The following is a 25707-nucleotide window of genomic DNA, read 5'->3' on the forward strand; positions in this document are numbered from 1 at the left end:
AATTGATGCCCCGAAAAAGAAGTACCTCCGAAAAAAATTATATTTCTACGTTTACATTCAAGGAATTGCTTGAAGAGATCGAATTTGATTTAAGGATCAATGAATTTGTAGTTCTCAACATTGAGGGAGAGAACTATTCTATGGAAATAGGAGTTCCTTTCCGGGCGGATTTCTTTTGTATTATCCTGATAAAAAGTGGCCATCTGGCATTTAAGCTCGACAATAAAAGCTATAAAGTGGCTGCGGGTGATATTGTATTTTGTCCGATGTCGGAAACATTCTGTGTAGAAGAAGCGTCTAAAGATTACAATGCCAAATATATATTTTTCTCTGTTGATTTTATTTCACAGGCAGGCTTCAATTATCGGTCGAATGCTGTGCTGAAAAGTCTTGGCGAGGATCCTCATCATGCTATTCAGAATGAGCCGGAACTGTTTAGACGGGTGAGTTTTCATCTGGATGAACTGGAGAATCTGAACAGTACGGACAAAGATTATTATTATTTTAATGAGATGATATGGCATCACTTTTCTTTAGTGATCTATGAAATAGATAATCATTTTAAAAAAACAGAAGAGGAGCATAATGTGACTTCCAGGGAAGATGAAATTACGACCAGCTTTTTTACCCTTGTGCGCGAACATTTCAAGGAACAGCATAATGTGCAGTTTTATGCGGACCAGCTGTTCATCAGCAGGAAATACCTTACTAAGGTGATTAATAAGACCATGTTTAAATCCCCGCGGGAGATCATTCATCAGGTATTGGCCATAGAAGCAAGAATATTGCTTAAAAATTCAAATGCTAATGTGGGTGAAGTGGCTGCCCAGCTCAAATTTCCGGATCAGGCGTCTTTTAGTAAATTCTTTAAGAAAAATACAGGGAAATCTCCTTTGGAATATAAAAAAGATAATTTATTTTAAAATAGTGATTTTCTTTCTCTACCTGTGCGTTGTTTGTTTAAGCTAGATTAAAAGAAATAAATATACAGATACAGGTTCATACTTTTCATTTCATGAGATTTATCATGTTTATTGCAAATAAGGAGTCTTTTTGACAAAATAAGGGGTTTTTTGAATATTTCCATTCCCCTTTTTTCGGACGAATTTTGTGCGGTAAAAACTTAAAGAAATAGTATGCAGAGATTTTTAATTCAGAAATCGTGGATATTCCTGTTGCCGTTACTTGTGCTGGCAGGATGTAAGAAAAATAATCAGAATCAGTCTAATCAGCAGCCGCCGGCCGAGCTTCCTGTAGAAACAGTGAAGCAGGGAGATGCTACGGTTGCGAGAGAATATGCGGCTTCCATTGAAGGAGTTTCCAATGTGGAAATCAGACCTCAGATCACAGGATATTTATCTAAAATTTTTGTAGATGAAGGAGACTATGTAAGAGCAGGTCAGCCATTATTTAAAATAGAAGATCAGATTTTTAAAGAGCAGCTGAAAAGTGCACAGGCGGCACTGATTTCGGCACAGGCAAATCTTTCAACCTCTAAAATTGATTTGGAACGAAAGAAAGAGCTTTTCAGAAATAAAATGGTTTCCGATATTCAGGTAAAAGAAGCGGAAGCAGCTTATAATGCGGCAAGAGGTGCGGTAAGCCAGTCTGTTTCCGCCATAGAATCCGCCAAGATCAACCTGAACTTTTCGGTTATTAAAGCTCCCTTGAGCGGATATATCGGAAGGTTCAATTACCGTTTGGGAAGCTTACTTTCACCTACTAACCAGGATCCGCTTACCTTATTGTCGGATATCCATCAGGTATATGCTTATTTCAGTATGAGTGAAAATGACTTCAGTAATTTTCAGAAACAGGGAACAGGCAGCAGCATTGATGAGATCCTGAAAAATACGGCTCCCGTTTCATTACAGCTTTCCAGTGGTGAAAACTATGGTGAAAAAGGAAATATAGATGCCGTAGAAGGACAGTTCAATAAAACTACGGGGTCCATTACCATGAGAGCTAAGTTTAATAATGCCAATAACCTATTGAGAACCGGTAATACCGGAAAGATTATCATTGAGCAATACTACTCCAATGTCATTTTATTCCCGATTGCCTCTACGAGAACGATCCAGGATAAGATTTTTGTGTATACGATAGATAAAGGGAAAGCAGCCCAGCTTCCGATAGAAGTGGAAGGGAAATCCGGAAACAACTATATCGTATCCGGCGGAATCAAGGCAGGACAGCAATATATTACTGAAGGTTTTGACCGGTTACAGCCCGGAGCTCCGGTAGTAGCTCAAAAGAAAGCTCAACAGAAAAAATAGGAAAAGAAAATCATGTTAAAAAAGATTATAAAAAGACCCGTATTAGCAACGGTAATTTCTATACTATTGGTAATATTGGGTGTCGTTGGTATGCTTACTTTACCAATTACCAAGTTTCCCGATATAGCACCGCCTACCGTCATGGTATCGGCTACCTATCCGGGAGCGAATGCAGAAACAATTGCCAGATCGGTAGCTCCACCATTGGAGAATGCCATCAATGGGGTGGAAAATATGGATTACATTACTTCTACAGCGAGTAATGACGGAACCTTAAGCATCACGGTGATTTTTAAATTGGGAACAGATCCCGATCAGGCAGCCGTAAATGTTCAGAACAGGGTATCACAGGTGAGTAATCAGATGCCGGAAGAAGTAATCCAGGCAGGTATTACCACCCTGAAGAGACAGAACAGTATGATCTCTATGATCTCCTTAACCAGTAAAGATGGTAAAATGGACGATTTGTTTCTTGAGAATTATGCTAAAATCAATATTGTTCCGGAACTTAAAAGGGTGACCGGAGTGGGAGATGCTATGGTGTACGGAAATAAGGATTACTCCATGAGGGTATGGCTGGATCCTACTAAATTAACCGCTTACAACCTTACTCCGGGGGAAGTGTCCGCAGCTATTCAGTCCCAGAACCTGGAGGCAGCTCCGGGAAGATTCGGGGAGAGAAGTAAAGAAGCCATGGAGTATGTACTTCGCTATAAAGGTAAATTTACAGAGCCTGAGCAATATGAAAATATCACCATCAAGGCATTAAGCGATGGTTCCGTATTAAGATTAAAGGATATCGCCAAAGTAGAATTTGGAGCTTACAGCTACACGGTATCTTCACAATATAATAAAAAGCCTGCTGTGGCTATGGCTATTTTCCAGATGGCAGGATCTAATGCCAATGAAGTGCAGATCGCCCTTCAGGCAAAAATGAAAGAGCTTGAAAAATCCTTTCCGGAAGGAATGGCCTATGAAATTCCATATGCGACAAAAGATGCATTGGACCAGTCTATTGATCAGGTAATTCATACTTTAATTGAAGCCTTCATATTGGTATTTATTGTCGTGTATATTTTCTTACAGGATTTCCGGTCTACACTGATTCCTGCCATTGCGGTTCCGGTTTCTATTGTAGGGACATTCTTCTTTATGAATATTTTTGGATTCTCCATTAATATACTTACGCTCTTCGCCCTGGTACTCGCCATTGGTATCGTGGTGGATGATGCGATTGTCGTCGTGGAAGCTGTTCATGCTAAGATGGAACATAAAAAAATAAACCCGAGAGCAGCTACCATGTCGGCAATGAGTGAAATTACAGGAGCTATTGTTTCCATTACACTGGTAATGTCTGCGGTGTTCGTTCCGGTAGCCTTTATGAGTGGCTCCACCGGATTGTTCTACCAGCAGTTTGCATTGACGTTAGCGATTGCCATTATCATTTCAGCGGTAAATGCACTGACGTTAAGTCCTGCCTTGTGTGCGTTATTATTAAAGCAGGGCCACGGAAGTGAGTCCCATGAAAAAATGAACTTTAAGGACAGGTTCTTCGCAGGATTTAATGCAGGATTCAACAAACTTACTTTCCGGTATGGAAAATCCATATTATTCCTGTTAAAAAGAAAATGGGTTGCCGTTTTATTGATCATTGCATTCGGAGGGCTGTTTGCATGGCTGTCCATGACAACTCCAAAAGGATTTATTCCCGATGAAGACCAGAGTTTCGTGATTGTAACTGCCAATCTTCCGCCGGGAGCTTCAAAAGACAGGACTACTCAGGTAGTGAACGATACGGAGAATATTTTAATGAAGAATCCGGCTGTTTCAGAAGTGATTTCAGTGGACGGTTTGAATTTATTCAGCTCTTCCATGTCTTCTTCATCAGCAGCTCTCTTTGTAAAGCTTAAAAAAGGAGAAGAAAGAGGAGATGTAGATAATATCAATGACATTATAGGACAGATACAGGGAACATTATCCCAGGATAAGAGAGCGAACTTTTTGGTAATCAATACGCCTACTGTGGACGGTTTTGGTAATACCAGCGGTATGGAGCTTGTCTTACAGGACCGTAACAACGGAGAGCTTAAAGATCTTGGAAATATTTCCTACGGAATGATGGGAGCTTTAATGCAAAGACCGGAAATAGCACTGGCTTATACCACCTTTGATGTAGGATATCCGCAATATGAAGTTATAGTGGATGAAGTGAAAGCAGCTCAGCTTGGAGTTTCCGTAGCGGATGTGTTAGGAGTAATGCAGGGATATTACGGAAGTATACAGTCTTCTGACTTTAACCGTTTTGGTAAATATTACAGGGTATTGGTACAATCTACCCCCGAAACCCGGGAAGATACCCAGTCACTGAATAATATATTCGTAAAAAACAGCACCAATGAAATGGTTCCTGTGAATACATTGGTAAGTCTGAAGCAAGTAAATGGAGCTGAAGTGGTGGATCGTTTTAACCTCTTTAATTCTTCCAATCTTACGATCATGGCAGCACCCGGATATAGTACCGGGCAGGCAATGACTGCAGTGGAAGAAGTGAGCAAGCAGGTGCTTCCTCAGGGATATACTTATGACTATAAAGGGATGAGTAGGGAAGAAAGCCAGTCCGGTTCACAATCTGTGATGATCTTCGGGTTATGTATTGTTTTCGTATACTTTCTTTTATCGGCACAGTATGAAAGTTATATTTTACCGTTTGCAGTGCTTATCTCAATTCCGGTAGGGCTTTCAGGAGTGTTTGTTGGGATTACGTTCGGAGGATTATCGAATAATATTTATGTTCAGATTGCAATGGTAATGCTCATAGGGCTTCTCGCGAAGAACGGTATCCTTATCGTGGAGTTCGCCATTCAGAGGAGAAGAGCTGGTAAAAGCTTAATCGCTTCGGCAGTGGAAGGGGCAAAAGCCCGTTTGCGTCCGATTCTGATGACCTCCCTAGCCTTTATCAGTGGATTACTTCCGTTACTTTTTGTAGTAGGACCATCAGCAATGGGTAATCATTCGATTGGTTATGCTGCAATTGCGGGAATGTTATTCGGAACGGTTCTCGGAATATTTATAACACCGGTTCTTTTCGTAATGTTCCAGTATGTACAGGAAAAAGTAAGTGGAAAACCAATTACGGAAGCGGATTGGGAATATTAATCAATGTTTTTTTAAAATGAATTCAATTAAAAATATAGCATATATAGCATTGGTATCGGGGACAGTGGCTTCGTGTACTGTTCAAAAGTATGAACAGCCGAAGTTGGAAATGCCCGAAACATTCAGAAATGATGATATGGCTGTGGAAGATGAAAATATAGCGAAGATCAGCTATAAAGATTTTTTCAAGGATCCGGTTCTGGTAGGACTGATCGATAAGGCAATGGCTCAGAATAATGATCTTCAGGTAGCATTAAAGCAGATAGAATTTGCTTCTCTGGCCTTTACGCAAAGTAAATGGGGAAATGTTCCCACCGTAAGCGCAACTATTGGAAATGCAAGTATCAGCAGGCCTTCGGACAACAGTATGAACGGGATCATGGCAGGGCAGTTTATGGGGAAAAGATATACGGAAGATTATACGACTTCTGTAAATATTTCCTGGGAAGCTGATATCTGGGGGAAAATTAAAGGAAAAAAAGAAGAAGCTTTAGCAGAATATCTTAAAACCCAGGAAGCGGCGAAAGCTGTGAAAACAAGCCTGGTGGCATCCGTAGTTCAGGGATATTATAACCTGCTGATGCTGGATACCCAGCTGGAAATTACAAAATCCAATCTGGAATATTCGGAAACTACCCTGAAGTATCTTGCTAAACAATATGAAGTGGGATTAACGACGGCTTTGGCGGTACAACAACAGGAAATTACACGGGATCAGATCCGGAAAAGTATTCCCGCTATTGAAAGCTCTATTGCTACTCAGGAAAATGCATTAAGCATTCTTACCGGTTCTATGCCGGATAAAGTGGAAAGAAAAACCAGTCTGGATAACATTCAGACCCCTGATAAAATAGCAGCAGGGATTCCTTCTGAATTATTGAGTTACAGACCTGATGTGAAAAGCAGTGAGCTGGATTTCAGAAAAAGCATTGCTTCCATCCATGTGGCGAAAATGAGCATGTATCCTTCATTCAGCATTACAGCTCAGGGAGGTTTAAATGCATTTAAGGCCAGCAACTGGTTCAATATTCCGGGCTCTCTTTTCGGAAACCTGGCAGGAACATTGGCTCAGCCTATATTAAATGGAAAACAGCTGAAAACCCAATACGAACAGGCTAAAGTACTTTCCGAACAGTCGGAGATTAATTTTAAACAATCGGTATTAAACGCAGTAGGAGAAGTTTCCGATGCATTGGTGCAGATAGAAAAACTGGAAGAGCAACAGGCGATTGCCGAAGGTTTGGTGAAAAAATCAGATGAAGCGGTGAAGAAAGCAGATATCTTATTTAAATATAATTCAGCGACCTATGTAGAGGTGATCCTGGCTCAGACCAATAAATTGGAGGCAGAGCTGGACCTTGCTTCTCTGAAAGCTCAACGGTTAAATGCAATTACTACACTTTACCGGGCTGTCGGTGGAGGGTGGCAATAAAGTAAAATTAAACCTGTTGCGTCTTTAATGACACAACAGGTTTTTAATCTATAATCATATGAAAGATACAAATACCCAGGATGGTATCATTATGATTCCGGACTTTAACGGTTTTACAGAATTTGTATTTAATACAAAACTATATACAGGAGAATATATTGTAAGAGAATTATTGTCGACATTGATTGAGGTGAACGATCAGTATTTTGAAATATCCGAGATAGAAGGAGATGCGATTTTATTTTACAGGTATGACGATCACCCTTCCTATGAAAGTATCTCGGGAATATTAAAAAAGATGCAGGATGCTTTTAGCAGGAAGATATCCGAGCTTAGTGAAGCTTTAAGCCTTCCTATTGATATGTCTTTGAAATGTATCGTTCATTACGGAACATTTTCACAATATAAAATCGGAAATTTTAAGAAATTGTATGGAACAACAGTGGTGGAAGCTCATCAGCTGTTGAAAAACGAATGGGCGGAACAGCCTTCCTATGCTTTGTTCAGTCATTCTTTCCTGGAAAATAGCGAAAGTTTTGTTAGTCACTTTAATGAAGACCAGCTGCATTTATCGGATGCGGGAGCGATTCATTATTTTAATATATAATTCTATTCACTTTTTTAATCGCGCGAAATGTCTGAAGAAATTCAGGCATTTTTTTTGGATCTGATAGGGAAGAATAGAAATAAAAAACAATAAAAAAGCTCCGGATTTCCGGAGCTTTGTATATGTTAATAGGAGAAGGGTTTACCAACCTTTTACAGCACCTCCTTTAAAAATTTCTTCCGCTTTTTTTACTACTTCATCAGATTCATAAGCTTTTACAAAATTCTTTACTTTTTCAGAGTTTTTATTATCTTCTCTGGCTACGATTACATTTACGTACGGAGAATCTTTATCCTCTTTTAAAATGCTTTCTTTATCGGTAAGCCCTGCCTGCGCCGCAAAATTATTATTGATAATGGCAATGACCACTTCTTTATCATCCAGTACTCTTGGAAGCTGCGGAGCTTCTATTTCCACAAGTTTCAATTGCTTAGGATTTTCTACAATGTCCGTTACTTTAGGAAGTAAGCCTATACCGTCTTTAAGTTTTAGCAAACCGTTTTTTTGTAGTAACAATAAGGAACGTCCGCCATTGGTAGGGTCGTTAGGGATAGCCACTGTGCTTCCGTTCTTAAGTTCGCTGATATTTTTGATTTTTTTTGAATAAGCAACGATAGGGTATACAAAAGTATTTCCTACTACAGCAAGTTTGTACCCTCTCTGTTTGGATTGCTCGGTAAGATAAGGAACATGCTGAAAAGCATTGGCATCAATATCGCCGTTGTTTAGTGCTTCATTGGGAACTACATAATCATTGAATGGAACCAGTTCCACTTCAAGGTTATATTTATCTTTAGCCACTTTTTTAGCTACTTCGGCAATTTCTTGCTCCGGTCCTGAAGTAATTCCTACTTTAATATAATTCGGGTCGTCCTTTTTGGGAGAATTACATGAGTTTAAAGCCAGCAGACCTGCGGCTATTAAGCCTAAAATCTTTATTTTTTTCATTGTAAATTATTTTTTCTAAGATAGTATAAATAGGTTGTGTTTTTTATTATTTATCGATGATCAAAGCTTTTGGCAAGGCGGTCTCCGGTAAATTGGATGATGAAAACCAAAGCAACCAGTAAAGCCAGTACAATGTTCATAATGGTGGCATCATAACCGATATATCCGTATTGATAGCCGATTTGTCCCAGTCCGCCGGCACCTACGGCACCACCCATCGCGGAATATCCTACCAGGGTAATCAAAGTAATGGTAGCATTATTAATAAGTGAGGGTAGGGCTTCGGGGAGTAAAACTTTTTTAATGATCTGGAAAGGGGTGGCTCCCAGGGCTCTTGCGGTTTCTATCAATCCGTTAGGAACTTCCAGCAAGCTGTTTTCCACCAGCCTGGCAATGAAAGGAGCTGCTCCTATACTTAAGGGGACCAGTGCCGCATTCATTCCGATAGAGGTACCTACAATAGTCCTTGTAAAAGGGATCATCCATACGATAAGAATGATAAAAGGAATGGACCGGAAAATATTTACAAAAACGGATAAGGTTCTGTTGTAAATTTTATTTTCAAGGAGCTGGTCTTTCCTTGTCAGGAATAAAAAAATCCCGATGGGCAATCCCAGAACGAATCCAAAAAATCCCGATACAAAAGTCATATAAACGGTTTCCCAAACCCCTTTTAATAATAGGGAAATCACTGTGTCACTAAGCATATCCTCTTACTGTATTTTGAATTTTATTCTGGTTAAAATAATAAATGGCTTTTTGATTTTCTTCCTCTTTTCCCTGCAAATGTATAAGAAGTTTTCCAAAGTTGGAATTTCCAAGGTACTCTACATCAGCTTTCAGAAGTTTATAAGGTATTTTATATTGATCATAAATCGTTGAAAGCAATTCTTCCACCGTGATGGCTTCATTGAGTTCTATTTCTACCAGAGGGAAGAGTCCATCCCGGGGCTCTTTCTGGAGTTTTTGGTTAATTTCCTGAGGTATTGTCATGATGTCCGAATTAATAAATTGTTTAATGATGGGGTTTTCTTTATTGGAAATAATTTCACTTAATGTACCCTTTGCCTGTAATTTCCCCTGGTCAATAACGGCTACGTGGTTGCAGATCGCTTTGATAACTTCCATTTCGTGGGTAATCAACAGGATGGTAATTCCTAACCTTTGATTGATGTCTCTTAACAATTGTAGGATAGATTGTGTGGTAGCCGGATCCAGCGCACTGGTAGCCTCATCACACAGCAGGAGGTAAGGATCATTGGCAAGAGCCCTGGCAATGGCCACCCTTTGTTTTTGTCCCCCCGAAAGGCTTTTGGGATAGTCATGTGCCTTATCTTCCAGTCCTACGATATTCAGCAGTTCATTGACTTTCTTATGGATTTCCGCCTTGCTGTTATGATCCAGTTCCAGGGGAAGAGCGATGTTATCAAAAACAGTTCTGGAGGAAAGGAGGTTGAAATGTTGAAAAATCATTCCGATTTTCTTTCTTTCGTGGGCGAGCTGTTTAGGCTTTAGCTGGGTGAAATCCCTGCCGTTGATAATGATATTTCCTCCTTTATCCGGTCTTTCCAAAAGATTTACGGTACGGATCAGGGTGCTCTTTCCCGCTCCCGAAAAACCGATAATTCCTACGATATCTCCCTTTTCAATGGAAAGGTTGATACCATCAAGTGCTTTAAAAGACTGATTCTTTTTTAGAAATGTTTTTGATATATTTTTTAACTCTATCATGCTGATGTTGTTCTTTAAATAAAAAAGCCCTACAACGTGGTAAGGCCTATAATAAATATGGTAATATAAAATAAGGTTAACCACTGCAATGTTGAAATACAGACATATTGCAATACATTTTTTCAGTATTGGTACAGCATTTCTCCATTGAATTTATTTGAAAACCTACTTTCATTTTTTTCTTTCTACGGTTGCAAATATATAACATATATTTTTATTAGTCTATTAATCAGGTGGACTTTTTAAAAATTAATGAAAAATATATTTTTAAGTCGTTGGTTGTATGAACTTTAAGTTTTCAAAAAAATAAGAAAATATGATCAGCAATAATAGAGAATAATTTATATATTTAATAATAATTGTTAAAAATTTAAATATAAACTATTCTATTCTGTGATTTATTAAACTAGTTAAACGGATAGGATGATAGATTGAATTAATTTAGCATAAAAATTAAAGATATGGAAAACAGAATATTAGGACTCCATCATATTACGGCTATTGCGAACAATGCTAAAAGAAATCTGGATTTTTACACTCAGGTATTAGGAGTAAGACTTGTAAAGAAAACGGTAAATTTTGATGATCCCGGAACTTATCACTTTTATTTCGGGAACGAAAACGGAACTCCGGGAACCATTCTGACTTTCTTTCCATGGGAAGGAATAGGACAGGGGACCAATGGAAGCGGATTAGCAACCCATATCGGATATGCGGTTCAGAAAGGAAGTCTGGAATTTTGGAAAAAAAGATTGGATCAGTTTAATGTGAAAACTCAGGAAAATGAAATCTTTGGGGAAAAAATGATCAGATTCAATGATCCGGACGGTCTTCAGTTACAATTTATAGAAGCTCCGGAAGACAACCGAAAAGTTTGGACTACAGAGGAAATTAAAGAAGAAAATGCATTAAAAGGTTTCCATAATGTAACTTTAACGTTAAGAAAAGCAGACCCTACTTTGAAAGTCCTTACGGATATTTTGGGGTACGATCTTCAGAAGCAGGAGGGAAATAGATTCCGTGTGGCTACCGATGCTATTGAAACCGCAAACCTGGTTGATATTATTGAAGACAGCACCATTCCGGCAGGAAGAAATGCAGCAGGAACCAATCACCATATTGCATTCCGTGTAAAAGATGATACTATTTTAATGGAATACCGTGAAAAAGTATTGGCAGCAGGCCTCAGCATCACTCCGAAAATAGACAGGGATTACTTTTACTCTTTATATTTCCGCGAACCGGGAGGTGTGTTGTTTGAAATTGCAACCGATAACCCTGGCTTTACCGTAGATGAGCCTTTAAATGAATTGGGAACACACCTTAAGCTTCCTAAACAATACGAAGGAGTACGCGGGAAAATAGAAGGAGTATTACCAAAATTATCATAGGATATTATTCAGGAAATATAAAGGTGATAAATTCGTAATAACAAAAAAATAAATAAAATGGAAAGAGCAGAAGTAGTTTTAGAAGGGAGAAAAGGCGAAGTTCAGCTTTTCTCTGAAGATAAAAAAGCAGGAAAAATGGATATTTCGGTGATGGGAAATAAGCTTACGGTTTACCATACGGAAGTTAATCCGGAATATGAAGGAAAAGGTTTTGCCAGAATCTTACTGGAAAAACTGATATCCTATGCAAGGGAAAACGAATTAAAGATAGTTCCCCTCTGCCCTTACGTACATGCACAGTTCAAACGTCATCCTGAAGAATATAATGATGTTTTGTTTAAAGACTAAAGCTCTGCCTTCATTCAATTGAGACCGGCTGAAGTTTACTTACACTGGACTCAGCTTATCAACTAAAATAATCGGAAAATAAAAAACTTACCTTATTATGTCACTCATTACAGGACTTCATCACGTTACCGCTATAACAGGGGATGCACAGGAAAATATAGACTTTTACACCGGGGTTTTGGGACTCCGGCTGGTTAAAACAACCGTTAATTTTGATAATTCAGAAGTTTATCATTTCTATTTCGGGGATGAATTCGGGACTCCCGGAACCATTATGACCACTTTTCCTTACGGAAAGAACCTGGCAAATGGCAGACATGGAAAAGGAATGCTGAATACAACAGCCTTTTCACTGTCTATTGACGGGCTGGATTATTGGCTGGACAGGTTGAAACAATTTAATATTTCCTATAAACAGCCGCAACAGCGGTTTTCAGGAGAAGTATTTGTTTATCTTGAAGACTTTGATGGACTGGGATTGGAACTTGTATTCAATGATAAAGACAGCAGGAAAGGCTATTATAATGGATTTATTCCTTCCGGTTATGCTATAAAAGGAATCCACCATGTTGAAATATGGCTGGACTCTTATGAAAGAACCGGAGCACTGCTTACCCAGCATATGGATCACCAGCTCATCTCTGAAAGTTCGGACAGGTTCCGTTTCGGAGCTGAAAATCTTCCGGGAAAATATGTGGACCTGTTATGCAATCCGTCTGCTTTAAAGGGACTGCCGGGAAAAGGGACCGTTCATCATGTGGCTTTTGCCACCCCTGACCGGGAGTCCCAACTGGAAATGATGGAAAGATTAAATACATTGGGAATGCAGCATACGGAAGTGAAAGACCGTAAATATTTCACCTCCATTTATTTTAAAGAACCGGGAGGGGGTTTATTTGAAGTGGCCACATCAGGACCTGGATTTGATGTAGATGAAGAACTTCAATCCCTGGGGGAAAACTTAATGTTGCCGGAACAGTTTGAAGAAAAAAGAGAACACCTGTTGGAAGTGCTTCCCAAATTTACTTACCCAATAGAAAAATATAAATAAGATATGGTTCATACATTAGATATAAAAACAGCAGGAACCCCTTTAGATAAAGCTGAAAAAGCACTCATCATGATCCATGGGAGAGGAGGAAGCGCAGAAGATATTTTATCTCTGTCCAGACATTTCAACGTAAAGGATTATGCATTGCTCGCCCCACAGGCCACCAATCACACCTGGTATCCTTACTCCTTTATAGCACCGGTAGATCAGAATGAGCCGTGGCTGTCATCAGCCTTGGAAATCGTGGGTCAGACGGTAAAGAAAGCATTGGATGAAGGAATAAGCCCTGAAAATATATACTTTTTTGGTTTTTCACAGGGAGCATGTCTTACCATGGAATATATTTCCAGAAATGCAAAACGCTATGGAGGAGCAGTTGCTATTATCGGAGGAGTAATCGGAGAAAAGATCAACCGCGAAAACTATAAAGGGGATTTTGCAGGAACTCCCGTATTTTTAGGAACCAGCAATCCGGATTTCCATGTTCCGGTGGAGAGAGTATATGCTACCGCCAATATTTTGCGGGAAATGAATGCCGAAGTTACAGAAAAAGTGTATGAAAACTTTGGACATTCAATCAATCAGGAAGAAATAGAATGGGCAAATTCGATTGTTTTTAAATGAAAATAATGAAAATTACCCGTATTTTTAATGATGAAAATGGAGACACTCATTTTGAAGAGGTAGAAATTGCTCTCGAAGATCAGGGAGAAATAGGTTTTCTGTCCCCGATGTTTAAAGCCAGCCGGCTACAGTTCAGGAAAGTGCCTGCTACCTATGATTATGATTTTCATTGCGCTCCCCAAAAGCAATATATAGTATTATTGGACGGAGGAGTGGAAATAGAAACTTCACTCGGTGAAAAAAGAAAATTCCAAACCGGTGAAATCCTCCTTGTGGAAGATGTTACCGGGAAAGGACATAAAACAAAAAATTTAAAGAAAAAAGAAAGAACTTCCATATTTATCCATATCTGAAATTAAAAAAAGATTTAGGTAAATTGAAATAATATTGTAAAAACCATGCATGAAAAATTACTTCCTATACTGGGACTTCTGATTATTGTGCTGTTGCTGGTTATGGTGGCACAGCGTATCAGAGTAGCATACCCTATCTTTTTAGTACTTGCGGGATTGGGAATCAGCTTTATTCCCGGAGTACCCGTTTTAAAGCTCGATCCCGAAATTATTTTTCTTATTTTCCTGCCACCTCTTTTATACGAAGCAGCATGGTATACCTCCTGGAATGATTTCTGGAAATGGAAGCGGACGATATCACTTCTTGCGTTCGGTCTCGTGTTTCTTACTTCCATTGTGGTGGCATATGTTTCTCAGGCATTTATTCCCGGATTTACACTGGCATTAGGATTTCTGTTGGGTGGAATTGTATCACCTCCTGACGCAGTCGCAGCTACCACCGTTTTAAAAGGTCTGAAAGTACCCAAAAGAACAATTACCATACTGGAAGGGGAAAGTTTGGTGAATGATGCTTCCTCACTGATTATTTTCCGCTTTGCACTGGCGGCGGTGCTTACAGGCGCCTTTTCCATGCAGGAGGCCACAGGACAGTTTTTTCTGGTGGCAGGAATGGGTATTATTGTAGGGATTGCAGGAGCTCATGTTTTTTATGCAATTCACCGTTTTTTACCGACCACGCCGGCTATTGATGCAGCCTTATCCATAATCACTCCTTACATTCTGTTTCTCACAGCAGAGCATTTTGATTATTCCGGGGTAATGGCAGTGGTAAGCGGGGGGTTGTTCATGTCTTTCCGCTCCCATGAAATGTTTAAAACGGGAAATACAAGAGTCAATATGGTAGGAGTCTGGAATACCCTGATCTTTGTGATGAATGCATTGGTGTTCATATTGATAGGATTGGAGCTTCCGGATATTATGCAGGGGTTGGGAGAAACTTCCGTCATGGAAGGAATCAAATATGGTTTGCTGATCAGTCTCATTGTAATTATCGTACGCTTACTTTGGATTTATCCCGTTGCCCATATTCCCCGATGGATAAGTAAAAAAATCAGACAGGATCCGACACCGGGCTGGAAAAATCCTTTAATCATAGGCTGGGCCGGAATGCGGGGAGTAGTGTCTCTGGCTACGGCACTTTCTATTCCCGTAATGATGACTGACGGAGTAACATTTCCTATGCGGAACCTTATTATCTTTATTACCTTTGTGGTTATTTTTGTGACATTGGTATTTCAGGGGTTAACGCTTCCGCTACTCATTAAGCTGGTTAATCTGGGAGAAATTGATCCTTTAAAGCCCGGAGATCAGCAACAGTCGGAAATACGTATACAATTGGATAGCCTTGCCTTGGAAAGAATTGATGAAAATTATCAGGAAAGCCTTGAAACCAACGGATTAGTACAGAACCTTAAAAAATCTCTGGAAAATAGCATTCGGGTAAACCAGAACCACCTGGATTCGCTCGATACCTCTTCCAATGGAAAAGATAATCTCAAAGAATACCACCATATTATGTTGGATATTTTTAACTTACAGAGGAAAGAACTGGTCAAAATGAAAAGACAAAAACTTTTCAGTGATGAAGAAATCAGAAAAGCGGAATCCCAGCTCGATCTTAATGAACTTAAAATAACAGGAACGAAACATATGTAATTATTTCATAGAACCATTTTTAAAACAACATATATATGAAAATACTGCAATTTTTAGTGCTCGGAAAAAATCAAGAAATCCTTGATACACTCAAGAGAATTATAGAAAATAATGAAGGTTGGCATGCAGATATCTGCAACGAGAACAACTGCTACGAATACCTGGAAAATAATCATGTGGATATTGTGCTGCTAAGCTCCGGGCTGGACGAAGAATTTGAAAGTGAGATTAAAGCTTTTTGTGACAACGTAGAAGGCAGGATCAAAGTAATTGATCACTATGGCGGAGGAAGCGGGTTGTTAAAAAATGAAGTGTATTCGCATTTTCCTGATTTATTACCTTAAAATCCTATCCTATGTTTGAAAATATCATTAAGAATATTTCACGGTTTATTACCTTAAGTGCCGATGAAGAAAAGTTCTTTACAGGTTTATTGACGTGTCAGGCAATTCCCAAAAAGAATGTACTGTTGAGGGAAGGAGAAATATGTCAGTTTGAAGGTTACATTCAGAAAGGATGTGTACGGGTTTATTACCTTGATGATAACGGATTTGAGGTTACGATACTTTTTGCCATTGAAGATTGGTGGATCAGTGACATAGCTTCCTTTCATGAGCAGAAACCCTCCAAACTATATATGGAAACTCTGGAAGACTCGGAAATTTATTTCCTGAATCCGGCGACTAAAGAAAAGCTTTTGGAAGCCTATCCTAAATTTGAGCGTGTATTCAGAATGTTGGTACAAAGAAGTCTTTCCACTTTACAGAACCGTTTAATCAATACCATATCTAAAACCGCCACGGAGCGATATCTGGAATTTATTAAAGTATATCCTTCCATTCCTCAGCGTGTAGCCCAATACTATATAGCGTCCTACTTAGGAGTTTCAAAAGAATTTGTAAGCACCATAAGAAAACGTCTCGCAACCAAAGAAAAATAAAGCCAGCCCGGCAAACGGAAATAAAAATCCCAAAGATGCCTTATTTTCCAAACTCACAACTCTCCCTCCCACTAACTTATAACATAACAAAAAATCTACATCATCCGCAAGAGATAAAAAAACAATCAAGTATCTCCCAGCAATCAATTAAGTTCCCTACTTATAACTTATAATACAATACTCTAATAGCAGAACCTAGGAAAAAATCTGCGTAATCTGCGAGATAAAAAAAACAATCAAGTATCTATCAACCAAAAAATAATTTCTCTACTTATAATACAATACCCTTATAGCAGAACCTAGGAAAAAAATCTGCATCATCCGCGAAATAAAAAAACAATCAAGTATCTCCCAGCAATTAATTAAATTCTCTACTTATAATACAATACCCTTATAACAGAACCTAGGAAAAAATCCGCGCCATCCGCGAGAGAAAAAATAAATCCCACCCATTTATCATTCAAACATAAAACCTAAAAGAAAAATAAATTTATTAAACTAGTTAAATATCCACCTCCCTCCACCTTCCTATATTTGCCCTATCAAGAACAAACAAAAAATCAGACATGGACAGAAAAGATTTCTTAAAAAAAGGATTACTCGGCACAGGAATGTTTGTCGCATCAGCATCACTTGGAAATACCATGAAAAATGAAATTGATGAAATAGAACCTTTGGAGCCCATAGGATATAATCACTTACCCAATCCTGACTCTAAAATAAAAGACAATTCTGTACTTCATAAAGCAGATTCCCGGGGGAAAGCCGATCATGGCTGGCTCCTTAGTCACCATACATTTAGCTTTGCCAATTACCATAACCCGGAAAGAATGCACTTTGGAGTATTAAGGGTGCTTAATGACGATAAAGTAGAAGCAGGGAGAGGATTTGGAACGCATCCCCATGACAATATGGAGATTATAAGTATTCCGCTGGAAGGAGATCTTGAGCATAAGGACAGTATGGGAAATACAACGGTAATCAATAACGGGGATATCCAGGTGATGAGTGCCGGAACCGGAATTATGCACAGTGAGTTCAATAAAAATACCGATAAGCTGGTGAAGTTTCTTCAGATTTGGGTTTATCCTAACAAAAGAAATGTAACCCCAAGATATGATCAGATTACTTTGGACAAAACCCAAAGACAAAATAAATTTCAGCAAATACTTTCACCAGATCCTCAGGACGAAGGAGTTTGGGTTCATCAGGATGCATGGTTTCATTTGGGAACCTTTGAAAAAGATATTCAGACTGAGTATAAAGTAAAGAAAAAAGGAAATGGAGTATATGCTTTTGTTATTAAGGGAAGTGCTGAGGTAGCAGGAGTAAACCTCCAAGAAAGAGACGGGTTTGGAGTATGGGATGTTTCAAAGCTTTCCATTAAATCAAATGAGGAAGGTACGGAGATCCTGTTGATGGATGTGCCGATGACGATGTAAAGGTAAACCCATTGTAGATTTTCTAGATCTTTGTAAGCCTCCTTGAAGAAAGGGGGCTTTTGTATTAGTAAAATCTTTTCAAAAATACCATTCGAAAAAGTCAAAAAAAATCCTGAAATTTGTACTCCTTTCTAAAAAATTCCCATTAATGAAGTTGTGTATTGCCGAAAAACCAAGTGTTGCCAGAGATATAGCCAAGGTATTGGGCGCGACTATGCCTAAACAGGGGTATATGGAAGGGAATGGCTACTGTGTGACATGGACGTTCGGACACCTTTGCACCCTTAAAGAACCTCACGATTACGGTCCGGAGCTTAAGTCCTGGAGTCTTATTTTTCTTCCTATTATTCCTAAAAACTTCGGAATCAAACTTATCCCTAACAAAGGAGTGGAAAATCAGTTTAAAGTAATTGAAAAGCTGGTAGAAGAATGTGATGAGGTGATAAACTGTGGGGATGCCGGGCAGGAAGGTGAGCTTATTCAGCGTTGGGTACTGCAGAAAGCAAAATGTAATAAACCGGTTCATCGCTTATGGATTTCTTCCCTTACCGAAGAAGCCATTAAAGAAGGCTTTGACAATTTAAAACCCGCAGAAGATTACAAAAACCTATACCTTGCAGGAAATGCCAGGGCCATAGGAGATTGGTTATTGGGAATCAATGCAACAAGGCTTTTTACAAAAAAATTCGGTGGCAACAAGGCGGTGCTTTCTATCGGACGAGTGCAGACTCCTACCTTGGCGATGCTTGTACAGCGTCAGAAAGAAATAGACAGTTTTACGGTAGAAGAATATTGGGAACTGAAAACCAAATACAGGGATGTTATTTTTAATGCTGCCATCGACCGTTTGAAAACACTGGACCGTGCCGAAAAAGGATTGGAATACCTAAAGCAGAATCCATTTGAAATAGTTTCCTTTGAAATTAAAGAAGGAAAAGAAAAGAACCCCAGACTTTTTGACCTTACGGGCCTTCAGGTGGAAGCCAACAGGAAGTACGGATATTCAGCGGAGAATACATTAAAATATGTTCAGAGCCTTTATGAGAAAAAACATGTCACTTATCCCCGTGTAGATACCACTTATCTATCCGAAAGTCTCTATCCGAAAATTGAGGGGATCCTTAGAAAAATGGCTTTTTATCAGGAGCTTATAGCCCCCTTATTGGAAAAGCCGATTCCAAAATCCAAAGCAGTTTTTGATGATGCTAAAGTAACGGATCACCATGCGATCATTCCTACTGAAGTTCCACCCTCACAAAATCTCAGTCGGGAAGAAAAGCTGATCTATGATCTGATTGCCAAACGTTTTATTTCCGTATTCTATCCTGAGTGTAAAATTTCAAATACGTTGGTAGAAGCTCAGGTAGGAACCATCCCCTTTAAAACAAGCGGAAAGCAGATTTTAGAACCCGGATGGAGAGCTGTTTATGCAAAAGATACCAAAGAACCTTCCGAAAAAGAAAAGGAAAAGGAAGAAGAACAGACCATTCCCGAATTTACAGTAGGAGAGAGCGGTCCCCATGAACCTATGATCCATCAGGGGAAAACCTCACCCCCGAAACCCTACACCGAAGCAACCCTCTTGAGGGCTATGGAAACAGCTGGTAAACAGGTTGAGGATGAAGAGCTTCGTGAACTGTTAAAAAATAATGGTATCGGAAGACCTTCCACCCGTGCGAACATTATTGAAACCCTTTTCAAACGAAAATACATAGAGAAAAAAAGGAAAAACCTTATTGCTACTCAGACAGGTATTCAGCTGATAGATACCATCGAAGATGAACTTCTTAAAAGCCCGGAATTAACAGGAGAGTGGGAATTAAAACTTCGTAAAATTGAAAGCGGAGAATATGAAGCTAATCAGTTTAAAGAAGAACTGATCCAGATGGTAACCGATCTTACACGGAAAGTAGTGGACGGAAAAGGAAAAGTAATTACCTTACAGGAAGAGGAAAAGGAAACTAAAGAAAAAAAGAAAAGAGAGCCTGCTGCGAAAAAAGAGCTTCAGTCCTGGGAGGAAACGAAATGTCCGAAATGTAAGGAACATCATTTAATGAAAGGGAAAACAGCCGTCGGGTGTTCAGATTATAAAAATTGTAATTTTAAGATTCCGTTTGAAATTTTTGGAAAAAAGCTTTCCGATAAACAGCTTATGGACTTAGTGATCAAAGGAAAAACTTCAAAGCTTAAAGGGTTCAGCAGCCATCCGGAAGGAACCACAGAAGGAATACTTTCCCTATCGGATAATTTTGAAATTCTGTTACAATAAGCCTTCTTCTGTCCTTGAAAACAGATTGTTATTCAATGTGTTATAATGAAAACGTACCTTCATTCATAATAAAAAAACATCCTGTCCGTCATAATAAGGAACCTCCTATCATTTAGTAGCTTATAATAAAAACACCTCGTCATTAATAATAAAAAAACGTCCTGTCATTTAGTTGATTATAATAAAGAAATATCCTGTCATTCAGAATAAATAACAGTTTGCCATTTAATAGGTTATAATAAAAAACGTCCTGTCATTCAGAATGAAGCGCAGCGAAATGAAGAATCTCCCTATTACCAACACAAAATTTCCCCAAAGCCCTCCTGACAATTTATTTCCTACTTTTGTACCTCAAGATTTAATTCCCATCCATGACACCACAGAAAAAACAGCTAATCACCGACAGTTTTAACCGCTCTGAAACCTTAAAGTTCTATAAAGCCGAACTCCTTCAGGCAGACACCGACTTTGTTTCCATTAAAATTCCAAAAATGGAAATGATGACCCGAAAAGCAGGGATGTTTAACGGTGCTATGATCGCTTCATTGGTAGATGTATCTTCAGGATATGCAGCCGTAAGTCATTATGAAGAAGACTGCTATGTAGTAACCGTAGAATTGAAGGTTAATTATCTGAGACCGGCTATAGGAGAGGCCCTGATTTCAAAATCGTATGTAATAAAAGGAGGGAGCAAGATCAGTGTGATCCGTACGGAAATTTATACCGTCAATGAGCAGGGTACTTCTGAGAGCCATGTGGCAACATCATTAGTAACGATGATGAAAATAAAATAAAGGTAATTACATACATTTTACACTAATGCGTTTATCTTATTATTATGACTCTGTCATTCTGAATGTAACGAAGTGAAATGAAGAATCTAAGCCATATTATAAGATTCTTCCTTCGTCAGAATGACAGTAATGTAAAATTGTATATAGCCACTAAAATAAATTGCCTGAGATAATCCCAGGCAATTCCCTCTGTAAAGTACATTAACCACAATTTTCCTCAATCCAGTTTATACACTCGTTATAAGTATGAAGCTGCTCCTCTGTTTTTTTATAACGTGCATTAATATCTGAATTATCAGCAATTTTTTCGAGGATTTTGTCCAGGGTTCTACCACTGAAATCTACGCGGGTTTGCTTTATCGAGCCGTATTTCAGATGATCCTTATGAACATGCCATAGATCGGATCTTCCGGCGTCCATTTTACCGCCGCCTTTAACGAGTTCTGTGTCTGGTGTGTTTTCCATGATGTAAAGTTTTAAGGTTAAAAGTTAAAAATCTATAAATGTAAAATTCAGTATTTTGAACAGAGAACGTTTGAGAGAAAATCCCCGTTTTTAAAAAATCAGTGTTTTTACCTAGAAACAAAAATTGGAGTTATTATATGGTATGATTATTAATTATATATATAAAATCCTTTATTAATAGTCAAATTAATGAGGTATGGAATGAGTTTTGATTATCTTACATAAACTATAAAAGATAAACATATGAACTTAATTATTCGATTACTTATTACAGCTGTTGTAGCATTTTTATTAACGAAGATCTTACCGGGAGTCCATTTTGAAGGATTTTCAACCGCTATTATTTTCGCCATTGTTTTGGGAATCCTAAATATATTCGTACGGCCTATTCTTGCGTTCTTCGGATTACCGCTTACCATTCTTACTCTTGGATTCTTTTCATTAGTTATCAATGCGGCAATTATACTGCTTGCCGAATATTTTATTAAAGGAATGGTAGTAGACGGTTTCTGGTGGGCATTTATATTCAGTATTTTATTGTCGATATGTACGTCGCTCGTTAGTTCTTTCTTTGCAGATGCAGATTAATTAACTATAAAAGATAATTCCTGTCAAAATTCGCCGTGTTTTCATTGGCGAATTTTTATTTTAATATTAACTTTGGCAATCTATTAAAATGAAATTTGTGAACTGTTTACATTTCCCAAATTGAAAAAAATGAAAATCAACATATGAAACTTAAGTACAGTCTGCTTGCTTTGGCAGCACCACTTTTAATGAACGCACAACAACGAATGACTCCTGAGATTCTTTGGACCCTTAAAAAGGTGGGAGTTCAGGCAGTATCACCGGATCAGTCTTCCCTTATCTATAAAGTGGGACAGGTAGATCTGAAAACGGAAAAAACAAAAAATGAAAATTATTTTCTGAATATTCTCAACAGTCAGTCTTCTAAAATAGATTTTGGAAAAAAAGCCCTTATTCAATGGGATAAAAACGGGATCTATGCGCAGGAGGATGATAAAATCTATCTTTCAAAAGATAATGGTAAAACATGGAGCGAATTTTACACCATAGGAGAAGCGGATAATATCGTTATTTCACCCGATGGAAAGAAAATAGCTTTCAGTAAACAGGTTTTGGTGGAAAAAGTAATGGGAAAAGATAAATATCAAGATACTCCCAACACTACCGCCCAGATTTATACGGACCTGAACCATAGACACTGGGATTACTTTAACGAAGGAAAATACAACCACGTTTTTGTAGTGAATGCCGACCAGCCGGTAAGTTCGGCAAAAGATTTACAGCAGGGAAAAGCCTGGGATTCACCGCAAAGACCTTTCGGAGGAAGCGAAGACTTTATCTGGAGTCCGGATTCTTCCCAGCTTCTATATGTAGTGAAGCCTAAAAGTGGAAAAGACTATGCTACCAGTACCAATACAGATATTTTTGCATACGATTTAACGTCAGGAGCTACCAAAAACCTTACAGAATCGAATAAAGGATACGATGTCAATCCGAAATTCAGTCCCGATGGAAAATCTTTATCATGGCAGAGCATGGAAAGAGACGGGTATGAAGCCGATAAAAATGATATTAAAATAATGGACTGGAAATCCGGAAAGATCTCCAATCTTACAAAAGGTTGGGATGAAAGTGTTTCAGGAGATGTATTCTGGGGCGGAGATTCCAAAACTATTTATTTTACAGCTGCTTTCAGAGGAACAAAACAGATCTTCTCTTTAGATCCTAAAACTTCAAAAGTACAGCAGCTTACCCAAGGTGATTTTGACGTTAATGAAATCTTTGCAGACAATAAAACATCACTTTTAGTAGGAAGAACAGATATTAATCATGCTACAGAATTATTTTCCGTAAACATCAAGAACGGAGAAATGAAGCAGGTAACCCATGAAAATAAAGAGACCTACGCTCAGCTGGCGCAGGGGAAATCCGAGCTTAAAATGGTGAAAACTTCGGATGGTAAAGAAATGGGCGTGTGGTTCCACTACCCACCGAACTTTGACCCGAATAAAAAATATCCGACCCTGTTATACTGCCAGGGAGGACCACAATCTGCACTTACTCAATTTTTCAGCACCAGATGGAACTTTGCATTAATGGCAGCTAACGATTATATCATTGTAGCGCCAAATCGTAGAGGAATGCCGGGCTGGGGGACAAAGTGGAATGCGGATATTTCAAAAGACTGGGGCGGACAGCCAATGAGAGACTATCTCGCAGCAGCAGATTTTGCCAAGACTTTACCTTATGTGGATGGAGACAGAATGGCTGCAGTAGGAGCTAGTTATGGAGGTTACAGCGTATTCATGCTGGCAGGAATCCATGACAACAGGTTTAAAACTTTTATCGCTCATGATGGATTGTTCGATATGAAGTCATGGTATCTGACCACAGAAGAGCTTTGGTTTGCCAACTGGGATTTAGGAGGTTCACCTTATGATAACCCCGTTCCTAAATCTTATACGGAATACAATCCGAGTAATTTTGTAAACAAATGGAATAAGCCTATTATGGTGATCCAGGGAGGAATAGATTTCCGTGTACCTTACGAACAGGGACAGGAAGCTTTCCAGGCTGCAAAATTAAAAGGTTTAAAAACCAAATTCCTTTACTTCCCTAATGAAAATCACTGGGTACTTCACCCTCAGAACGCATTGGTGTGGCAGAGAGAATTTTTTGAATGGTTAAAAGAAACACTTTAATAAATACGGGAAACGGGCTTAAGCCCGTTTTTTTATTCCCTACCAAAAGGCTTTAGCCAAAATTTATATATTTGAAGCATGCAAAAAAGAATTTCTTCATTTCCTCCATTGGTGGATCATACTTCCGAAATCCTGATTCTAGGCTCTATTCCCGGCGTAAAGTCCCTGGAAATGCAGCAATATTATGCTCATCCGCAAAATAAATTCTGGAGAATTATACTGGAATTGCTGAATGAAGAGTTTACAGATACATATTCTGAAAGAATTGAGATATTGAAGAAACATCATATTGCCCTTTGGGATGTAATTGACTCCTGTGAAAGAAAAGGAAGCCTGGACTCAGAGATCAGGAATGAAGAAGCCAACAGAATCGCAGAACTATTGGAGGAATATCCCCATATAAAAGCAATTTTCTGTAATGGTGGGAAATCCTATAAGAATTTACAGAAGATTTTAGGTAAGAATCATACAATTCCTGTGTTTTTAATGCCCTCTACAAGTCCCCTTCATACCATTCCATGGGAAAAGAAGCTAGAAGACTGGAAAAAGATATTAGATTTTATAAAGCCATAAAAAACAAAGACAATAAATGCCTTTGTTCCTTTACTTATAATAATAACAATTATTTTTGTAGCGTATAGATCTCTTCATAAGGCTGAATCAGTACCCATCCGTTTCCTGAAAACTTCATTTGGAATTCTTCCCCGCTTCCTCTTCCGATAAGGCTTTTGAGAGAAACATTACTTTTAAGTTCAGGAGTTAAATTACCAGACCATGCCACCGTAGCATTAGGATCAGTAAATACCGGGCTGTCCGGTGTTACCATTAAGGTTAAAGGATCACCATGAGTGGTAATCGCAATATGACCGGTTCCTGAAAGTTTTACCTGGAATAGCCCGCCTGCCATCACTCCTGCAATACTTTTAAGCATGGTAATATCACTTTTGATAGTTTGGTCATGAGCAAGGACGTCATTTCCGTTTACGCAAAGGGACTCATTATCTAAATGCAGAACGCGTACTTTCTTCCCTGAATCCGCTACATACAGCTTTCCTGTTCCTTCCGCTTTCATAAGTCTGGTTCCTTCACCACTGATGGCTTTTTTCAGAAGATTTCCAATTCCTCCGGCTAACATTCCCTGTCTTTCAAACTTGATATTTCCTACATATCCAACCATGCTTCCAGCTTTTGTCCATACAGACTGGTTATTTAAGTTGATCTCAAGCATCTGGGGCTTTTCAAGTTCAAAATAATCTCTTTCATTTGGGTTTTCTTTTGTTTCTGCCACAAACGATTCTAATGAGTATTTGTTCATAAGTGTAATTTTTTTGGTACACAAAAGTAGATAAAATAAAGTTCAGAAAATACCGTGATAATACGGTTTTTTAATATGTATTAAATTAATACTTGACAAAGGGGTGTTCAATATCGTATATTTGCAGTCCGAAAAATTACTTATTGTAATTGAGATAATTTTTAAACCGTAATTTAAAAA

Annotated in this window: 24 protein-coding genes; 19 read left to right on the forward strand and 5 right to left on the reverse strand. The window is 38.6% G+C overall.

The annotated features are described in order from the left end of the window. Nucleotides 1-5: 5 nt before the first annotated feature. From ABJ974_RS05680 to ABJ974_RS05700, 5 genes are all read left to right on the forward strand, one after another. Nucleotides 6-923, forward strand: coding sequence for a helix-turn-helix domain-containing protein (locus ABJ974_RS05680; RefSeq protein WP_419870418.1), 918 nt, complete (start codon nucleotides 6-8; stop codon nucleotides 921-923). 213 nt (nucleotides 924-1136) lie between these two features. Next, nucleotides 1137-2276 carry an efflux RND transporter periplasmic adaptor subunit gene (locus ABJ974_RS05685; RefSeq protein WP_419870419.1) on the forward strand — a complete coding sequence of 380 codons (1140 nt, stop codon included), beginning with the start codon at nucleotides 1137-1139 and terminating at the stop codon, nucleotides 2274-2276. A 12-nt stretch (nucleotides 2277-2288) separates the two neighbouring features. Further along, nucleotides 2289-5432 carry an efflux RND transporter permease subunit gene (locus tag ABJ974_RS05690; RefSeq protein WP_419870420.1) on the forward strand — a complete coding sequence of 1048 codons (3144 nt, stop codon included), beginning with the start codon at nucleotides 2289-2291 and terminating at the stop codon, nucleotides 5430-5432. A gap of 16 nt (nucleotides 5433-5448) precedes the next feature. After that, the gene (locus ABJ974_RS05695) at nucleotides 5449-6864 is read left to right on the forward strand and encodes an efflux transporter outer membrane subunit (protein ID WP_419870421.1); all 1416 of its coding nucleotides are present in this window, start codon (nucleotides 5449-5451) and stop codon (nucleotides 6862-6864) included. Between the two features lie 58 nt (nucleotides 6865-6922). Next, entirely contained in the window at nucleotides 6923-7471 is a 549-nt protein-coding gene (locus ABJ974_RS05700) for a DUF2652 domain-containing protein (protein WP_419870422.1), read from the forward strand. A 141-nt stretch (nucleotides 7472-7612) separates the two neighbouring features. On the opposite strand, the gene metQ is transcribed toward ABJ974_RS05700, so the two are convergent. Genes metQ through ABJ974_RS05715 form a run of 3 tightly spaced genes read right to left on the reverse strand, consistent with a single transcriptional unit; the run spans nucleotide 7613 to nucleotide 10150 of the window. After that, a complete protein-coding gene (gene metQ / locus ABJ974_RS05705; RefSeq protein ID WP_419870423.1) occupies nucleotides 7613-8419 on the reverse strand; it encodes a methionine ABC transporter substrate-binding lipoprotein MetQ in 807 nt (268 codons plus the stop codon). 50 nt (nucleotides 8420-8469) lie between these two features. Beyond that, nucleotides 8470-9126, reverse strand: coding sequence for a methionine ABC transporter permease MetI (locus tag ABJ974_RS05710; protein ID WP_419870424.1), 657 nt, complete (start codon nucleotides 9124-9126; stop codon nucleotides 8470-8472). Continuing rightward, on the reverse strand, nucleotides 9119-10150 hold the full coding sequence (locus tag ABJ974_RS05715; RefSeq protein WP_419870425.1) for a methionine ABC transporter ATP-binding protein: 1032 nt from the start codon (nucleotides 10148-10150) through the stop codon (nucleotides 9119-9121). The genes ABJ974_RS05710 and ABJ974_RS05715 overlap by 8 nt, the downstream gene beginning before the upstream one ends. Nucleotides 10151-10611: 461 nt before the next feature. Here ABJ974_RS05715 and ABJ974_RS05720 point away from each other — a divergent pair, with 461 nt between their 5' ends. The 11 genes from ABJ974_RS05720 (at nucleotide 10612) to ABJ974_RS05770 (ending at nucleotide 21018) form a co-directional block, all read left to right on the forward strand. Then, complete coding sequence (locus tag ABJ974_RS05720; RefSeq protein ID WP_419870426.1) at nucleotides 10612-11541, forward strand: ring-cleaving dioxygenase; 930 nt, start codon at nucleotides 10612-10614, stop codon at nucleotides 11539-11541. 57 nt (nucleotides 11542-11598) lie between these two features. Beyond that, a complete protein-coding gene (locus tag ABJ974_RS05725; RefSeq protein WP_419870427.1) occupies nucleotides 11599-11889 on the forward strand; it encodes a GNAT family N-acetyltransferase in 291 nt (96 codons plus the stop codon). A 97-nt stretch (nucleotides 11890-11986) separates the two neighbouring features. Beyond that, nucleotides 11987-12940 (forward strand): ring-cleaving dioxygenase, encoded by a 954-nt coding sequence (locus ABJ974_RS05730; RefSeq protein WP_419870428.1) that lies wholly within the window; start codon nucleotides 11987-11989, stop codon nucleotides 12938-12940. Nucleotides 12941-12943: 3 nt separating this feature from the next. Further along, the gene (locus ABJ974_RS05735) at nucleotides 12944-13564 is read left to right on the forward strand and encodes an alpha/beta hydrolase (RefSeq protein WP_419870429.1); all 621 of its coding nucleotides are present in this window, start codon (nucleotides 12944-12946) and stop codon (nucleotides 13562-13564) included. A gap of 5 nt (nucleotides 13565-13569) precedes the next feature. Continuing rightward, on the forward strand, nucleotides 13570-13917 hold the full coding sequence (locus ABJ974_RS05740; protein ID WP_419870430.1) for a cupin domain-containing protein: 348 nt from the start codon (nucleotides 13570-13572) through the stop codon (nucleotides 13915-13917). A gap of 45 nt (nucleotides 13918-13962) precedes the next feature. Beyond that, on the forward strand, nucleotides 13963-15573 hold the full coding sequence (locus ABJ974_RS05745) for a Na+/H+ antiporter (protein ID WP_419870431.1): 1611 nt from the start codon (nucleotides 13963-13965) through the stop codon (nucleotides 15571-15573). Between the two features lie 35 nt (nucleotides 15574-15608). Next, a complete protein-coding gene (locus tag ABJ974_RS05750; protein ID WP_419870432.1) occupies nucleotides 15609-15917 on the forward strand; it encodes a hypothetical protein in 309 nt (102 codons plus the stop codon). Between the two features lie 11 nt (nucleotides 15918-15928). Beyond that, nucleotides 15929-16513: a Crp/Fnr family transcriptional regulator gene (locus ABJ974_RS05755; RefSeq protein WP_419870433.1), complete on the forward strand. Its 585-nt coding sequence runs from the start codon at nucleotides 15929-15931 to the stop codon at nucleotides 16511-16513. A gap of 566 nt (nucleotides 16514-17079) precedes the next feature. Continuing rightward, nucleotides 17080-17955 carry a pirin family protein gene (locus ABJ974_RS05760; RefSeq protein WP_419870434.1) on the forward strand — a complete coding sequence of 292 codons (876 nt, stop codon included), beginning with the start codon at nucleotides 17080-17082 and terminating at the stop codon, nucleotides 17953-17955. A 148-nt stretch (nucleotides 17956-18103) separates the two neighbouring features. Then, nucleotides 18104-20224: a type IA DNA topoisomerase gene (locus tag ABJ974_RS05765; RefSeq protein ID WP_419870435.1), complete on the forward strand. Its 2121-nt coding sequence runs from the start codon at nucleotides 18104-18106 to the stop codon at nucleotides 20222-20224. Between the two features lie 371 nt (nucleotides 20225-20595). Then, entirely contained in the window at nucleotides 20596-21018 is a 423-nt protein-coding gene (locus ABJ974_RS05770; protein ID WP_419870436.1) for a PaaI family thioesterase, read from the forward strand. 201 nt (nucleotides 21019-21219) lie between these two features. Here the strand turns inward: ABJ974_RS05770 and ABJ974_RS05775 are convergent, their stop codons facing one another. Next, a complete protein-coding gene (locus ABJ974_RS05775; protein WP_419870437.1) occupies nucleotides 21220-21483 on the reverse strand; it encodes a hypothetical protein in 264 nt (87 codons plus the stop codon). 243 nt (nucleotides 21484-21726) lie between these two features. On the opposite strand from ABJ974_RS05775, the gene ABJ974_RS05780 reads away from it, so the two are divergent. The 3 genes from ABJ974_RS05780 to ABJ974_RS05790 all read left to right on the forward strand — a co-directional run bounded on the left by ABJ974_RS05780 (nucleotide 21727) and on the right by ABJ974_RS05790 (nucleotide 24785). Continuing rightward, entirely contained in the window at nucleotides 21727-22071 is a 345-nt protein-coding gene (locus tag ABJ974_RS05780; protein WP_419870438.1) for a phage holin family protein, read from the forward strand. Between the two features lie 143 nt (nucleotides 22072-22214). Further along, nucleotides 22215-24212, forward strand: coding sequence for a S9 family peptidase (locus ABJ974_RS05785; protein WP_419870439.1), 1998 nt, complete (start codon nucleotides 22215-22217; stop codon nucleotides 24210-24212). Between the two features lie 78 nt (nucleotides 24213-24290). Then, nucleotides 24291-24785 (forward strand): DNA-deoxyinosine glycosylase, encoded by a 495-nt coding sequence (locus ABJ974_RS05790; protein WP_419870440.1) that lies wholly within the window; start codon nucleotides 24291-24293, stop codon nucleotides 24783-24785. Between the two features lie 49 nt (nucleotides 24786-24834). On the opposite strand, the gene ABJ974_RS05795 is transcribed toward ABJ974_RS05790, so the two are convergent. Continuing rightward, complete coding sequence (locus ABJ974_RS05795; protein ID WP_419870441.1) at nucleotides 24835-25527, reverse strand: AIM24 family protein; 693 nt, start codon at nucleotides 25525-25527, stop codon at nucleotides 24835-24837. Nucleotides 25528-25707: the final 180 nt, after the last annotated feature.

This window comes from Chryseobacterium sp. CT-SW4 (genome assembly GCF_048572715.1).
Lineage (GTDB): Bacteria > Bacteroidota > Bacteroidia > Flavobacteriales > Weeksellaceae > Chryseobacterium.

Excerpts from the sequence above, each read along its gene's own strand:
- ABJ974_RS05680 (WP_419870418.1), top strand. The coding sequence starts at position 6 with ATGCCCCGAAAAAGAAGTACCTCCGAAAAAAATTATATTTCTACGTTT.
- ABJ974_RS05685 (WP_419870419.1), top strand. The coding sequence starts at position 1,137 with ATGCAGAGATTTTTAATTCAGAAATCGTGGATATTCCTGTTGCCGTTA.
- ABJ974_RS05690 (WP_419870420.1), top strand. The coding sequence starts at position 2,289 with ATGTTAAAAAAGATTATAAAAAGACCCGTATTAGCAACGGTAATTTCT.
- ABJ974_RS05695 (WP_419870421.1), top strand. The coding sequence starts at position 5,449 with ATGAATTCAATTAAAAATATAGCATATATAGCATTGGTATCGGGGACA.
- ABJ974_RS05700 (WP_419870422.1), top strand. The coding sequence starts at position 6,923 with ATGAAAGATACAAATACCCAGGATGGTATCATTATGATTCCGGACTTT.
- metQ (WP_419870423.1), bottom strand. The coding sequence starts at position 8,419 with ATGAAAAAAATAAAGATTTTAGGCTTAATAGCCGCAGGTCTGCTGGCT.
- ABJ974_RS05710 (WP_419870424.1), bottom strand. The coding sequence starts at position 9,126 with ATGCTTAGTGACACAGTGATTTCCCTATTATTAAAAGGGGTTTGGGAA.
- ABJ974_RS05715 (WP_419870425.1), bottom strand. The coding sequence starts at position 10,150 with ATGATAGAGTTAAAAAATATATCAAAAACATTTCTAAAAAAGAATCAG.
- ABJ974_RS05720 (WP_419870426.1), top strand. The coding sequence starts at position 10,612 with ATGGAAAACAGAATATTAGGACTCCATCATATTACGGCTATTGCGAAC.
- ABJ974_RS05725 (WP_419870427.1), top strand. The coding sequence starts at position 11,599 with ATGGAAAGAGCAGAAGTAGTTTTAGAAGGGAGAAAAGGCGAAGTTCAG.
- ABJ974_RS05730 (WP_419870428.1), top strand. The coding sequence starts at position 11,987 with ATGTCACTCATTACAGGACTTCATCACGTTACCGCTATAACAGGGGAT.
- ABJ974_RS05735 (WP_419870429.1), top strand. The coding sequence starts at position 12,944 with ATGGTTCATACATTAGATATAAAAACAGCAGGAACCCCTTTAGATAAA.
- ABJ974_RS05740 (WP_419870430.1), top strand. The coding sequence starts at position 13,570 with ATGAAAATTACCCGTATTTTTAATGATGAAAATGGAGACACTCATTTT.
- ABJ974_RS05745 (WP_419870431.1), top strand. The coding sequence starts at position 13,963 with ATGCATGAAAAATTACTTCCTATACTGGGACTTCTGATTATTGTGCTG.
- ABJ974_RS05750 (WP_419870432.1), top strand. The coding sequence starts at position 15,609 with ATGAAAATACTGCAATTTTTAGTGCTCGGAAAAAATCAAGAAATCCTT.
- ABJ974_RS05755 (WP_419870433.1), top strand. The coding sequence starts at position 15,929 with ATGTTTGAAAATATCATTAAGAATATTTCACGGTTTATTACCTTAAGT.
- ABJ974_RS05760 (WP_419870434.1), top strand. The coding sequence starts at position 17,080 with ATGGACAGAAAAGATTTCTTAAAAAAAGGATTACTCGGCACAGGAATG.
- ABJ974_RS05765 (WP_419870435.1), top strand. The coding sequence starts at position 18,104 with ATGAAGTTGTGTATTGCCGAAAAACCAAGTGTTGCCAGAGATATAGCC.
- ABJ974_RS05770 (WP_419870436.1), top strand. The coding sequence starts at position 20,596 with ATGACACCACAGAAAAAACAGCTAATCACCGACAGTTTTAACCGCTCT.
- ABJ974_RS05775 (WP_419870437.1), bottom strand. The coding sequence starts at position 21,483 with ATGGAAAACACACCAGACACAGAACTCGTTAAAGGCGGCGGTAAAATG.
- ABJ974_RS05780 (WP_419870438.1), top strand. The coding sequence starts at position 21,727 with ATGAACTTAATTATTCGATTACTTATTACAGCTGTTGTAGCATTTTTA.
- ABJ974_RS05785 (WP_419870439.1), top strand. The coding sequence starts at position 22,215 with ATGAAACTTAAGTACAGTCTGCTTGCTTTGGCAGCACCACTTTTAATG.
- ABJ974_RS05790 (WP_419870440.1), top strand. The coding sequence starts at position 24,291 with ATGCAAAAAAGAATTTCTTCATTTCCTCCATTGGTGGATCATACTTCC.
- ABJ974_RS05795 (WP_419870441.1), bottom strand. The coding sequence starts at position 25,527 with ATGAACAAATACTCATTAGAATCGTTTGTGGCAGAAACAAAAGAAAAC.